The organism is Coprococcus intestinalis (genome assembly GCF_023656595.1).
GTDB lineage: Bacteria > Bacillota > Clostridia > Lachnospirales > Lachnospiraceae > Coprococcus_A > Coprococcus_A intestinihominis.
In genome coordinates this window covers 37,621-50,869 of sequence record NZ_JAMOKJ010000007.1, presented here as the reverse complement: position 1 = coordinate 50,869, position 13,249 = coordinate 37,621, and the positions used below count along the sequence as shown (strand labels likewise).

The window sequence follows — 13,249 nt, the reverse complement described above, 5'->3', positions numbered from 1 at the left end:
AGATGACGGATCGGCCGAACATTACACAAAATATAATCGTCACAATGTCGAATAATGAAATAATCATTGGAATGTGTCGGGAAAATACATTAAGGGAAAATTAAAAAAACTGCAAAAAATGTAGTTTTGTAATGGTTGGCGTAATGGGTGATTCGCTATAATAAAACTACAATAACGGAGTAATCCAGAAAGGACGATGAAGGTACTGTCATGAAAGGAAGAGCGAAGAAAGCAGATACGTTTCTGGTCAAGATTATGGATCATGAGCATGCAACATGGCAAGGGAAAGTGACATGGATTGAAGGACAACGTGAACAGTACTTCAGAAGTGCACTGGAACTCATCAAACTGATAGATGACGCTGTTGAGAAAGAGCAGGAAATGGAAGGAGGAAATGATGTTGAGTAAGTTTAATAATAAGAAGCATAGACGATTGACAGCCTTGTTGCTGTGTGTAGCATTGATGCTTGGCAGTGTAACCTCTGTTTCCGCAGATATCTCTGCAGCAGATTCAGAGACAGAAGTTCAGAATTATGCAGAAGAGCCGACGACAGAAGCGGTTTCCTATGGGGCACCGGAGGCTCAGACAGAAGTTCAGGAAGGGACACCTGTTGCAGAGGAGACAGAAGCACCTGCAGCAGACACTCAGCAGATAGAGGCCCATACCGAAGCTGCAACAGAAGCCCATACAGAGACGGCAGCTGAGACACAGGCGGCTGAGACAACAGCTGAGCAGCAGGTTCAGAAAGAAGCTTCAGAAGAGACAAAGGTATCTGAAGAAGTTCAGCTGACACAGGATATGAAGAATGCAGAAGGCAAGACAATCTGCAAGGTTATTGCTGATCTTCCGGAAGGTGCGTTCAATGCGGATGCATCTGAGATTACTATGGAAGTGAAAGCTGTTTCATCAGAAGATGAAGAAGCAGTTGTTAAGCTGATCAAGAATGCATTAACAGAGAACACCTCTCTTGGCAACTTTGTGATGTATCATGTGTCATTTAAAGTGAACGGACAGGATGCTGAGCCACAGAAGGCTGTTTCAGTTACTTTTAAGGATACAGAGCTGGATGTTCAGGATGTGAAGAATGCAACAGTTTTCTATTACAATCCAGCTAACTCAGATGCGGGCAATAAGGATGCAGAGTTGGTTCCAATCATCCAGAGAGATGAACTGATTAAGGATTTACAGAAGGAAGAACAGGAAATCCCAGATAATTTCGATGAGATTTACGATACATCAGAGATTACATTAACAGATAAAGGTGCTGCTGATGAAATTCAGATGGACGCTTGGAAGAATCGCATTTATGGCTGTTATGTAACAGAGACAACAGCAGGTGATACCGATGCTGATGAGACAGCAGCAGAAGAGCCGAAAACAGCGATTAATGCAATTGCAGCAGTTGCGGAAGATTCAGCGAATAATGGTAATGTTACTCTGACAGAGTCTTATGGTAAATTGACAGCCAGTTATACAGGTAGCATGAGTGCTTCTGATTATAAATATGTATGGTATAGAAGCGTAAACGGCGGTAATGCTGAAGTTCAGAAACCGGTTCAATATCAAGATGTGAACACAGGAGCCGATCTTGGCCAGGATATCAGCACAGATGGCACCGAACTTTATATTGCATTAAACGGCGGGGCTCTTGGATACAATGGCAATACAAGTGTTTCCTACTATGTAAAAGTGTTTGAAGCTACTGATGTAAATAGTGATGGCACACCGAAGACAGGAGCCAACGCATTAGCAACAAGTCAGTCTGTGAGTGTTACATCTTATTACGAACTCCAGAATGGTAGTTTTGAGAAGCCTGTATTTGCACAGAATTGGGTTCAGATTGCAAATGATAGTTATAAAAAGTATGATGGTGTATGGCAGACAACGGGCGTCGATGGAGCAATAGAAGTTATTAATGTTGATTATCCGATGGATTCGGCCTATCGATGGTATGGTAAAGCAACAGCAGCTGAAGGTAAACAATTCGCAGAATTAAACTGTGAAGCAGAAGGTTCTTTGTATCAGGATGTTTTGACGACACCGGGAGAAACTTTGAACTATCAGTTGGCACATAGAGCAAGGGGATTAAAGCAAAACTCAAAGTCAGAAAAAGATACAATGTATGTTGTAATCATGCCTACTCAGACGGCCATTGAAAAGAATGTGACAACACAGACTCAGGTACAAGATGTTATTAAAAATCAGGAAAAATATCCTGGCGCCATGGTTGTTAAATATACAGACAATGACCAGCAGTGGACGACGCATCAGGGAAGTTACACTGTTACTGCATCAGGACAGTATTCGACAAGATTCTTCTTTGTTGCTGGAGAAACAGCAACTAACAATGTTAAAGAGGGAAATTTCCTGGATGATGTGAAGTTTACAAGGAGCAAATTGACACCAGTTGAAGGTACAGCGAATGTAACTGTTGAGAAATCTATTGTTGGCCTGGAGTATGTAACTGCATTTAATCTTGCACAGACTTTGACATTTAAGATTGGCAGCAAGACAGTTAAGGGCAGTGATATGAACTGGACATGGAGTAATGATGGTAATACACTGACAGGTTCTACGATTGTGACACTTAAACGGAGTGAATGTGGAACAAATTTGGGAGTAGAAGAAACTGCGACAGGTTCGCTTGATGTGGCTAATTACACAAGATTAAGTTCAGTGACTGTTGACAGAACAACAACAAACGGAACATCAGGGACTCTTTCAATCAGGAGTGGAGATTCTAAGAGTGTTGCTTTCAGAAATGTCTACACAACTAACGGTGGTGGTTCAGACAATGAACCGGAAGGAACGCTTTCTCATGAGAAATATATCAAGAGAAATGAAGATGGTACATATGACATCACATTAAATGCATCCGGTACAATCGGTTCCAAGACAAATCCGGCAAAACTGGATATTGTATTGATTGTAGATACATCAGGCAGTATGAAGAATGATGGCAAATTGCAAACCACAAAGGATGCGGTCAAAGCATTAGTGGATGTATTTAATGCAGAAGATAAGAAAGATTCAGTAGATGTTCGATATAAGCTGGTGACATTTTCAACTTATGCATCTGTTGAAACCCAGCAGTGGGTTGATGGCGATAAACTTTATAATGATTATGTAAAGTGGCTTAGCGCTGATGGTGGTACTAATTATGACCAAGGATTCCAAAAAGGTAAAACAGCGATTGACAGCGCCAGAGCAGAGGCTAAGAAAGTGGTTATTTTCCTTACGGATGGTCAGCCTACATATTATGGTACGGGACCTTCTGGGTGCGGCCAAGATACAAGCACAAATGTTATGACTAGTGCTATAAATTCGGCGGCAAAAATTACATGTAGTGATTTCTATGCAGTGGGTATTGGATTACCGAAGAGTGTTAGTGTATATCAGTCTGATGAGCATACATGGTGGAATCATGATGGTGATTTGGATTCGAATTATAAGAATCTTACTGGACAGGGTGTTCTTGATAAAATCAAAGACAGTGTTCATGCAGCCAATAAAGAGGCTTGGAATCTTACCAAAGATGCAAATGGCCAGTATTCTCAGCTGACAGACAAATTCAAGCAAATCGCAGGTGAGACATTAAGAGCAGCTTGTACAGATGTTGTGATTACAGATCAGTTGAGTGATTATGTAGATGTTACAGATAATAGTAAACTGAGAGTGAAAGTTGCTGTCAGGGATGCCAATGGTACTTATAAAGATAAGTATTCAAATGATTTTGAATTAGCCGATGGTGGTGATGTAACTGTTGATGGTAAGAAAATTGCGACAGTAAGTTATGATGATTCTAAGAAAACTGCAACGTTAGATTTTGAAGACAGTTATAAGCTGGAAGATAACTATTATTATTATTTGTCCATTACGAATGTTATTCCAAATGCAACAGCATTTAGCGAATATGCAAAGAATAATTATAGTTATGGTACAACAGTTGGTGATGCTTCAACGGATGAAGGTACTGACGGCTATTTTGCAACAGATGATGCAAATCGGGCAACAACAGGTGAAATTACATCTTCTCTTCAACCAGGATTTTTCTCCAATGCAAAGGCGACTGTCTCTTATAAGAAGAAAGATTCAGGTTCGACCATAACAGAAAATTATGCAAAACCAGTTGTTCAGGTTCAGATTCAGACAATTCCTGTCAAGAAAGTTTGGTCTGGTGTAGCACCAGACGATGGCACAAAGATTCTTGTTCAGTTAGTTGATCAAAAAGGCACTCCAGTTGATGGAAAGATTCTGGAACTGAGTGAAGACAACGATTGGCAGGACAAACTGGTTGTAGAAAAAGCATCCAAGTATGATAGCTACAGTTATAGAGAACTTGTAGCAGATGAAAAGGGCTCAATTGAGTATAAGGGTCAAAAATATTCAATGGCTGATGACAATTCGGATATTGTCATTAATCATACGAGTTACAAAGTTACCTATTCATATGAAGATGATACACGAGTCATTACGAATACAAAGAATGATCAGTTAATGAAGATTGTGAAGAAAAATAATTCAGGTATCAATCTTGAAGGTGCGACATTTACTTTGAAGGATGCTCAGAATCAGTCAACAGAATATACATCTGATGCAAATGGTATCGTCTTTAATAACAATATTAATTACGGTACATACACTTTAAAAGAAATTAAAGCACCGAATGGATATGCATTATTAAATGCCGATATTACAATTACTGTGGATCAGAATGGTGTTACAGTATCTGGAAGTGAAAAAGCTTCTGTTAGTCAGGAAGAAGACGGTACTTATACAATCATTGTAAAAAACGATATGTTGTATAGTCTTCCATCAACCGGTGGTTCCGGTATTTACTGGTTCTCAATCTGTGGTATGCTGCTCATGATGGCAGCGGCTTGGATTATTTATAAAAACAAGTGCAGGGAGGTGCTGGTGAAATAGAGGGATGAACTTTAAAACCAGCAGTCCCTGGACTGCCAGGATAAAACCGATGGAACATGTCAACCAAATAATATCTAAGAGAGAAAAGGAGAATATTATGAAGAAATTAAAGAAATTATTTGCAGTGATGTTATCACTGGTTATGGTACTCGCAATGGGTATTACAAGTTTTGCAGATAAGGTTACAAATGAGTATACGAATACAATTACGGTTAGTAACTTGGCAGAAGGTGTAAATACAACTTTAAATGTTTATAATATCATTTATCTTGATCAGAATGCTGAAGGCAATCAGACTTGGGTAGTTGTTGACTGGGCAAGACCTTATGTAGAAGAAGATGCAGCTACAGGTAAATTTACTATCACAAATGCAGAGGGACTGAGAGATGCTGCAGATAAGCAGAGCTCAGCAGATGTAACGGCAACAGAATCAGGAACAAGTCACGAGTTTACAAAGCTTCCAATTGGTGCGTATGTTATCCGTGCTTTTGATACAAAAGGTACTTATAGCTTAATGGTAGCCAATACATATGATGAAGATGGCAGATATATGGCGAGTGAAGCAGCAAGCGTAACTGCCAAAATGGAAAAATATAATGTTAAAAAGGAAGCAGATGACAAGTTCGTACACAGAGGTCAGACTGTAAACTTCACAATTACAACGCAGATGGCTCCAAAAACAAGTGGAGAAGGAGAAAAGAAGAAGACATTAACAAGCTTTAAAGTAAAAGATACTTCTAAAGGTTTAAAAGCAAATAGCTTTGTACTGGGTAAAGTAACAATTAATGGTGTAGAACAGACTGTTGATGCAAGTAAAGCAGTTGTAGCTGAAAATACTGATGGTACTGTCACATATACAGTTGATTTAAGTGATTTTATTGCTAGTACAGCATCAGGTTCAACAATCGTTGTAAAATACAGCGCAGTTGTTGAAAATGACCATACATACAACAACAGCGCTACAGCATCAGCAGAAACAGTTGGTTATAAACCAGCTAGAGTAGATGGTTTTGAAGGTAGTGTAACACTGAAGAAAGTTGATACAAACCACAATGTACTGAATGGCGCAGAATTCCAGTTATTAAAAGTAACTCCTGCTAAAGAAGAAGGCGCTGAAGCAACAAAAACACCTGTTTCTGTTGTACCAGTAAAAGATGCATCTGGTAAAGCAATAGCAGGTGAATATAAAGTAGCACTTGAGGGAGAAGAAGGTGCAACAACAACGCTCGTTGCAACAAATGGTACATTAAAGGTGACAGGTCTTGATGAAGGCAATTATGAATTCAAAGAGACAAAGGCACCTACAGGTTATTCAGTAAATAGTGAAAATAAAGCATTTACTATTACAGCAAATGAAGAAAAAGAAGTAACTGAAGATGCTGGTGAATTTGTGAATACAAAGCTTTCCGCTCTTCCAGCAACTGGTGGTATCGGTACAACTATCTTCACAATCGTTGGTTGTGGTATCATGATCGCAGCAGCAGGTTTATTCTTCGCTAGCCGCAGAAAAGAAAACAGATAAGTCATAAATAAGTCTTTTGGTGAATTCCGGGGCGTTACCCGCCCCGGAATTTATCAGATTAAAGGCATTTTTTCAGAAACCCTTTAACCCATCTCTTTAGGAGAGACAGATACGTATACAACAATAAGGAGAACCCGGATGAAGAAGAAAACGTACAAAATTTTAATAGTCATTATATTTTTAGCCGGTTTGTCCTTGCTGCTGTATCCATTTGTAGCGAATCAGTGGAACAACTACAGACAGAAACAGCTGATCAGTGATTATGATTCTATTGTTTCTGCTGAAGATGCCGCAGGTGAGATTGATTATGCAGCAGAGCTTGAAAAAGCAAGGGCATACAATGAAGCATTATTACCGAGCATCCTGCCAGACTCCTTTGCCATTGCAGAGGCGACGGAAGGGGAAGACAAAGCCTATATGGATTGTCTGAACATTGCAGGTGACGGTATTATGGGTATCGTGGAGATTCCGAAGATTGATATCAAGCTTCCAATCTACCATACCACCAGGGAAGATGTCTTGCAGGTGGCAGCCGGACATCTGGAAGGAAGTTCCCTTCCGGTAGGCGGAGCCAGCACCCATGCAGTTATTTCAGCTCACAGAGGCCTGCCGAGTGCATCCCTTTTCACAGATCTTGACAAACTGGAAGAGGGCGACCATTTTCTGATCCATGTTTTAAATGAGACGTTGTGTTACGAAGTGGATAAGATTTCAGTGGTCAAACCGGAGGAAACTTCCGGGTTGGCAGTGGAAGAAGGCAAAGATTTGGTGACACTGCTCACCTGTACACCATATGGTGTCAACACGGAGCGATTGCTTGTCAGAGGACACCGTGTGGAATATGTGGAGCAGGAAGTCGAAGCAGAGAAGACGATTTTCAGCGGTATCAGCATACACACCAATTATTTGTTGTGGGTAATCGTAGGATTACTTGTGACGGTAGCATTTATTGTGGTATTATATAAGAAAGAACAGAAGTTAAAGAAGCGCCGTGCCGAACAGGCAGCAGACGGACAGGAGGCACCGGTAGTCCAAGACAGGACAGTGACCGGGGATGCCGATACGGAGACTGAGAAGAAGGAGTAGAAGCTCATGAAGAAAAAGATTTCCGTCATCCTGTTTGGGCTATTGTTTCTGGTGGGATTTGGCATTCTGATCTATCCGACGGTATCCAATCAATGGAACACTTACAGACAGAGTCAGCTGATCAGCAACTATCAGAGTGTCGTGCAGGATATGACACCTGAGGACTTTACACAAGAGTGGGAAAGGGCCGAAGCCTTCAATGCGACAATCACCCAGAACAACCTATACAGTGATGTGTTTGGCGAGAGTACAACAGATTTACAGAGTACGGAATACTGGAAGGTATTGAATGAAGCCGGAGACGGCATCATGGGTTATCTTTCTATTCCGAAGATCAATATCAAATTGGCGATATACCATGGGACAGCCGATGATGTGCTGCAGACAGGTGTGGGACACTTAAACGGCACAAAGCTTCCGATTGGCGGTGAGAGCACCCACTGCGTGGTAGCTGCTCACAGAGGACTTCCCAGTGCCAAGCTATTTACCGATATTGACCAGTTGAGAAATGGTGATAAGTTTTATATCCATGTGTTAGATCAGGTTCTGGCCTACGAGGTGGATCAGATTCTGCCGATGGTGGATAAGGATGATCATGAGACACTGGAGAATGCATTGAAGATTGAGGAAGGCAAAGATCAGGTCACATTATTTACCTGTACACCGTATGGTGTCAATTCCCACAGACTCCTTGTCAGGGGAACGAGAGTGGCTTACAACGGTGAGGAGGACAAGGAGGCGACGATTTCCGAGTCCATGGTCGAATCGATTAAGAATTACTATATGATCTATACAATTCTTGGTCTGGCCGTCACCTTACTGATGATCCTGCTTTTGAGATATTTATCAAAAAAGAAGAAAAATAAACAACCTAAAGAGTAATCTGGATTTGAAGAGGGAGGTTATGAAGCGATGATGAAAAAGAGTATAAAAAAGAGCTGCGCATTATTGATCGCATGTGCCCTTACGTTATCAGCATTTGCGGTTCTGCCGAAAGCAAATGCGGCGAATATGGTGGACACCGGCAAAAAGGATTGCTCCATAGATTTTAAGACCGGCGGTGATGACAAGGTCAGTGCAGATCTGGGTACAACAACGGTGGATGTGAAGCTGTATAAGGTGGCGGATATCAGTGAAGTCGGAGATTACACCGCATCCGGAGATTTTGCACAGCTGGACGTTTCCGCGCTGGATGCATCCGATAGTACATCCGCAGATGAATGGCTGAAGCGGGCCACAGAGGCGGCCGGTATGGTGACAGACAGTACGAAGCCGACAGCAGAGGTTTCGCTGACAGATGGTGAGGGAAAAGCCGGGGATCTGGCCACAGGACTTTACCTGGTAATGGCAGATAAGGCACAGACAACGAATTATGAGTACACATTTACACCGTATCTGATTTCCCTGCCGAATAATTATTATTATCAGACAGGTGATGATGAATGGGTATACGAATTGTCAGAAGTAGTTCTCAAGCCGGAACAGACACCGAGATATGGTTCTCTGGTGATCGACAAGACGTTGAGAGATTTCAATGCCACATCCGGTGCTCAGGCAACATTTGTTTTCCAGATTGATATTACAACCCTGGAGGGTAAGACAGAGAGCAGAGTTGAAGCGATGACCATGGGAGCCGGTGAGGAATCACAGCAGCTGACCATTGATCAGATTCCGGCAGGTGCATCAGTCAGAGTCAGAGAGACCTACAGCGGCGCAAGCTACACACAGGTTTCCGATGATCCGGATGATGTGACGATTTTTGCAGATGAAGCGGTCCGCGTTTCATTTGAGAATGCACACGATGGCCGTCCAAACGGCGGTTACGGCGTGAAGAATAATTTCAAACTTGATGAAAACAAACAGTATCAGTACACTGGCGATAATGTCAGCACAGACTAGGAAGGGGGAACGATAAATGAAAAAGCAATTGAAGAAGCCGTTTTTGATGATGGCAGTGACAGCGCTTGTTCTTGTGGGTACCCTGAAGGTGGGCGGTGCGATGGCTTATTTCACCACCTATTCAACTGCCAGCGGTTCTGTTCAGATGAATATGGGATTTACACAGACAATCCCGCATGAAGAAGTGGACAGCAGAGGCAAACATGTTTCAGTTGAGAATACAGGCGATTATGATTGTTTTGTCCGTGTGAGAGCGTTTGCGCCATCTGATATCACGCTGAGTTATCAGCCGGAGGATTCAGGATGGACAGACGGCGGCGATGGTTTCTGGTATTACGATCAGATCCTTCCGGCAGGTGAGACAACGGCAACGAAGCTGAATGTCAGCTACACGTTCCCGGCAACAGACAGTGAGGATGCACCGGCAGAATTCAATGTCATTGTTGTGGAAGAGTGTACACCGGTGCTTTACAAAGCAGACGGAACCGCTTATGCAGACTGGAACAATGTGATCACAGCAGATACAGCAGAATAGAAGGAGGGCTATCATGAAGAAGAATAAGATTTTATTTCCGAAAAAAGTTGCCCTGCTTCTGGGAGCAGCGGCAGTACTTTTGCTTGGCAGTACAGTAGGCAGCACAAGAGCGGCGCTGACTTACTACAGTGAGAACTATTCCGCACAGATGAATCTGAAGCATATCGGTGTTTCTCTGGTGGAGAACGGCCAGGTTGTCAGCAGCAGAGATTATGTTTCCGGCAATGAGTGGAGCGGCAATACAGAAGGCAAGCTTCTGGCCAATATGCTTGGTGAGAATGAGAAGTTTACACCGGGCAAACAGTATGATGAAGCCATCAGCGTGACTAACAGCGGCGATATTGATACATTTGTCAGAGTCATTATCACAAAGAGCTGGAAGGACAAAGAGGGCAGGAAGAATGCAGAGCTTTCACCGGATCTCATTGAACTGAATGTTCCGGAGAACAGCGGATGGGTGGTTGCCGAGGATCAGTCCACACCGGAACGTATGGTGCTTTATTACACAAAGGCACTGGCACCGGGAGAGAACACACCGGGACTTTCCGATACGATTCGTATCGATGAGTCCGTGGCACAGCAGGTGAACAAGGTGACAGATGGTTCCACCGTTACTTATCAGTACAAATACGACGGTTATTCATTCAATCTGGATGCAGAAGTTGATGCGGTTCAGACACACAATGCCAAAGCGGCTATCAAGAGTGCCTGGGGCGTGGATGTCAGCGTATCCGATGATGAATCCAGCATTGGTTTTTAATAGGAGGTACAGAGTATGAAGAAGAAGATTTTGTGCCTCATGATGGCAGCGGTTCTGGCAGTTGGGGCACCTCTTACAGCATTTGCCAGAGATTATCAGGGCGCTGACGGATGGCAGGCAACATTTGACGGCAGCAAGCTGAACAGTAATTTCAAGGATGAAGATGTGACGGATTCTATGTCTGAGATCCAGCCGGGTGACAGTATTACACTGCATGTTCAGCTGACGAATCAGGACAGCAGCAATACAGACTGGTATATGACCAATGAAGTCCTTCAGACATTGGAGGATGCACAGAATTCCGCATCAGGCGCGGCTTATGAGTACCGTCTGACCTATGTGGACAGCAAGAACAAAGAAACAGTTTTATATGACAGCAGCACCGTGGGCGGCGAAGGCAGTTCCGCAGCCGGTGAAGGTCTGAAACAGGCGGATGCCTCACTGGATGAATATTTCTATCTTGGCAGACTGGCCAAGGGTGAAAGTGGTACTGTTTATCTGAAAGTCGGCGTGGAAGGCGAGACAGGTAATAACGGCTACCAGCAGACACTGGCGAAGCTTCGTATGACTTTCGCAGTTGAGAAGGTCAAAGAGGGCCAGACCATTAAGAAGAACACAGTGATCGAGAAAAAGGTGCCTCAGAAAAACAATCTGACAACCTCCAGAAAAGCCGTTAAGACCGGTGATACATCCAATTTGCTGATGTATTCGGTGATCGGTCTTGTAGGCGGTCTGATCTTCCTGATCGCAGGCATTATCCTTTTGAACAATTCCAGAAAAACAAGACAGCACAGGGAAGGAGAGAACTAAGATGAAAAAATATAAAAAATTATTTGTATCTCTTCTTGCAGCAGCAGTGCTGACGGTTGGTTCTGCATTCAGCGTTATGGCAGCAGATACATATACCTACAAGGTAACGGTATATGCGGGCAATAAAGGCACGATTGACGGACAGGAACAGAAAGAGATCACAGGTCTTTCCCTTGGTTCACAGGTTATCCTGGACATCAACAGCGTCAAGGTAACGGATGACAAGTATTATGTTAAAGGCTTCCGTCTCAGCGGACGTGACAATGAAGAAGCCCTTGCCACACCGACGATCGAGGTGGACGGCGATGTGGATTACGTTATTGCATACGGCATCAAAGGCGATATGGTGGCTTACACAGTGAACTATCAGGATGCCAATGGCAAGACCCTTGCCGACAGCCAGACATTTTATGGCAATGCCGGTGATAAGCCGGTGGTTGCTTATAAGTATATTGAGAATTATATCCCTCAGGCCCTTGCATTGACCAAGACTTTGAGTGATAATGAAAGCGAGAATGTATTTACATTCACCTATACGCCTGGTGAGACAGATCGTATTGTTGAGACAACAACAACTGTGACAACCATTGTTCCGGGTCCAACAACGACGACAACGACAACAGGAACCACCGGTACAGGTACAACAGGAACCGGCACGACGGGAACGGGTACAACCGGTACGACAGGTACAGGAACTGGTACAGCTGCGAATGGTACAAACGCAGCGAACAATGCGGCAGGCGACAATACGGCCAATGGTGCCAATACCAATGCAGGCGGTACGACAGACAATCAGAATAACGGTCAGGATGCCGATAATCAGGATAACCAGACGACAGATATTCCGGATAATCAGGTACCGGAGACACTGGTAGACCTGGATGACGAGGAAACACCAAAGTCCAATATTGATGCAGAAGACGGCAGCAATACATTGCCGATGGTAGGCGGTGCAGCCATTGGTATTCTTTCTGTAGCAGCGTTGGCAGCATTGTTTGTTTATCTGAAGAAACGTTCAAGATAGACATTATTGAAAGACAAGTAACAGCAGGCAGTACTGTTTGGAATAGAACAGTACTGCCTGCTGACAAAGGAGAATTTGATTTTGGCTAGACGCAACAGGCAGAAGAAAAGCCCGGTGGCTGCAGTATGCAGCGTACTGGGCACTCTTTTATTAATCATCATTGTGGCGGCATATCTTCCAATTACGATTCCGAAAGCTTTCGGCTATGAGATTTACACAGTGATCAGCGGCAGTATGGAACCGGCGATACCGACGGGCAGTCTGGTGTATGTGAAGTATATCCAGCCGGAAGAGATCCAGACAGAGGATGTTATTGCTTTCTATGGAACGGATGCGGATGGTTCTATTGTCACTCATCGTGTGGTATCCAACAGTGCGGCTATGGGTAATTTTATCACGAAGGGCGATGCCAACAGTGATAATGACATGAATCCAATCCCATATGCGAATTACATAGGAAAGGTGCAGTTGTCTGTGCCGAAACTGGGAGGCATCTTCCAGACGATCACCGGTACAAACGGCAAGATTGCAGCGGTTTCCATGATCGGTTTGGCCATCGTGCTGGAGATACTGGCGGCGGTGCTGCAGGGTAAGAGAGAAAAAGAGGAATAGAATATAATGAGGTCCGAACGTTTTTGATAAGTGGCGTTTGGACTTTTTTAGCAGAAAAATTGACAAAAAGTCCG

General features: G+C 43.4%; 11 protein-coding genes. All 11 read left to right on the top strand.

The window, feature by feature from the left end:
* The first annotated feature begins 210 nt into the window (after positions 1-210).
* The 11 genes from NBH03_RS06940 to NBH03_RS06890 all read left to right on the top strand — a co-directional run bounded on the left by NBH03_RS06940 (position 211) and on the right by NBH03_RS06890 (position 13,175).
* Positions 211-408 carry a hypothetical protein gene (locus NBH03_RS06940; RefSeq protein ID WP_215690351.1) on the top strand — a complete coding sequence of 66 codons (198 nt, stop codon included), beginning with the start codon at positions 211-213 and terminating at the stop codon, positions 406-408.
* Positions 401-4,927: a DUF7604 domain-containing protein gene (locus NBH03_RS06935; protein ID WP_250798487.1), complete on the top strand. Its 4,527-nt coding sequence runs from the start codon at positions 401-403 to the stop codon at positions 4,925-4,927. Before NBH03_RS06940 ends, NBH03_RS06935 begins: the two co-directional genes overlap by 8 nt.
* A 97-nt stretch (positions 4,928-5,024) precedes the next feature.
* The gene (locus tag NBH03_RS06930) at positions 5,025-6,449 is read left to right on the top strand and encodes a SpaA isopeptide-forming pilin-related protein (RefSeq protein ID WP_250798483.1); all 1,425 of its coding nucleotides are present in this window, start codon (positions 5,025-5,027) and stop codon (positions 6,447-6,449) included.
* Positions 6,450-6,587: 138 nt separating this feature from the next.
* Positions 6,588-7,535 (top strand): class C sortase, encoded by a 948-nt coding sequence (locus NBH03_RS06925; protein ID WP_250798481.1) that lies wholly within the window; start codon positions 6,588-6,590, stop codon positions 7,533-7,535.
* Between the two features lie 6 nt (positions 7,536-7,541).
* A complete protein-coding gene (locus NBH03_RS06920) occupies positions 7,542-8,417 on the top strand; it encodes a class C sortase (protein WP_250798478.1) in 876 nt (291 codons plus the stop codon).
* A 30-nt stretch (positions 8,418-8,447) separates the two neighbouring features.
* The gene (locus NBH03_RS06915; protein ID WP_250798475.1) at positions 8,448-9,434 is read left to right on the top strand and encodes a DUF5979 domain-containing protein; all 987 of its coding nucleotides are present in this window, start codon (positions 8,448-8,450) and stop codon (positions 9,432-9,434) included.
* A gap of 16 nt (positions 9,435-9,450) precedes the next feature.
* Entirely contained in the window at positions 9,451-9,969 is a 519-nt protein-coding gene (locus NBH03_RS06910) for a hypothetical protein (protein ID WP_015514968.1), read from the top strand.
* A 13-nt stretch (positions 9,970-9,982) separates the two neighbouring features.
* Positions 9,983-10,729, top strand: coding sequence for a hypothetical protein (locus NBH03_RS06905; protein ID WP_250798471.1), 747 nt, complete (start codon positions 9,983-9,985; stop codon positions 10,727-10,729).
* A 15-nt stretch (positions 10,730-10,744) separates the two neighbouring features.
* Positions 10,745-11,539, top strand: a complete 795-nt coding sequence (locus tag NBH03_RS06900) for a hypothetical protein (RefSeq protein ID WP_250798468.1) — start codon at positions 10,745-10,747, stop codon at positions 11,537-11,539.
* 1 nt (position 11,540) lies between these two features.
* Entirely contained in the window at positions 11,541-12,563 is a 1,023-nt protein-coding gene (locus NBH03_RS06895; protein ID WP_250798466.1) for a MucBP domain-containing protein, read from the top strand.
* An 81-nt stretch (positions 12,564-12,644) separates the two neighbouring features.
* Positions 12,645-13,175: a signal peptidase I gene (locus NBH03_RS06890; RefSeq protein ID WP_250798463.1), complete on the top strand. Its 531-nt coding sequence runs from the start codon at positions 12,645-12,647 to the stop codon at positions 13,173-13,175.
* Positions 13,176-13,249: the final 74 nt, after the last annotated feature.

Excerpts from the sequence above, each read along its gene's own strand:
- NBH03_RS06940 (WP_215690351.1), top strand. The coding sequence starts at position 211 with ATGAAAGGAAGAGCGAAGAAAGCAGATACGTTTCTGGTCAAGATTATG.
- NBH03_RS06930 (WP_250798483.1), top strand. The coding sequence starts at position 5,025 with ATGAAGAAATTAAAGAAATTATTTGCAGTGATGTTATCACTGGTTATG.
- NBH03_RS06925 (WP_250798481.1), top strand. The coding sequence starts at position 6,588 with ATGAAGAAGAAAACGTACAAAATTTTAATAGTCATTATATTTTTAGCC.
- NBH03_RS06920 (WP_250798478.1), top strand. The coding sequence starts at position 7,542 with ATGAAGAAAAAGATTTCCGTCATCCTGTTTGGGCTATTGTTTCTGGTG.
- NBH03_RS06915 (WP_250798475.1), top strand. The coding sequence starts at position 8,448 with ATGATGAAAAAGAGTATAAAAAAGAGCTGCGCATTATTGATCGCATGT.
- NBH03_RS06910 (WP_015514968.1), top strand. The coding sequence starts at position 9,451 with ATGAAAAAGCAATTGAAGAAGCCGTTTTTGATGATGGCAGTGACAGCG.
- NBH03_RS06905 (WP_250798471.1), top strand. The coding sequence starts at position 9,983 with ATGAAGAAGAATAAGATTTTATTTCCGAAAAAAGTTGCCCTGCTTCTG.
- NBH03_RS06900 (WP_250798468.1), top strand. The coding sequence starts at position 10,745 with ATGAAGAAGAAGATTTTGTGCCTCATGATGGCAGCGGTTCTGGCAGTT.
- NBH03_RS06895 (WP_250798466.1), top strand. The coding sequence starts at position 11,541 with ATGAAAAAATATAAAAAATTATTTGTATCTCTTCTTGCAGCAGCAGTG.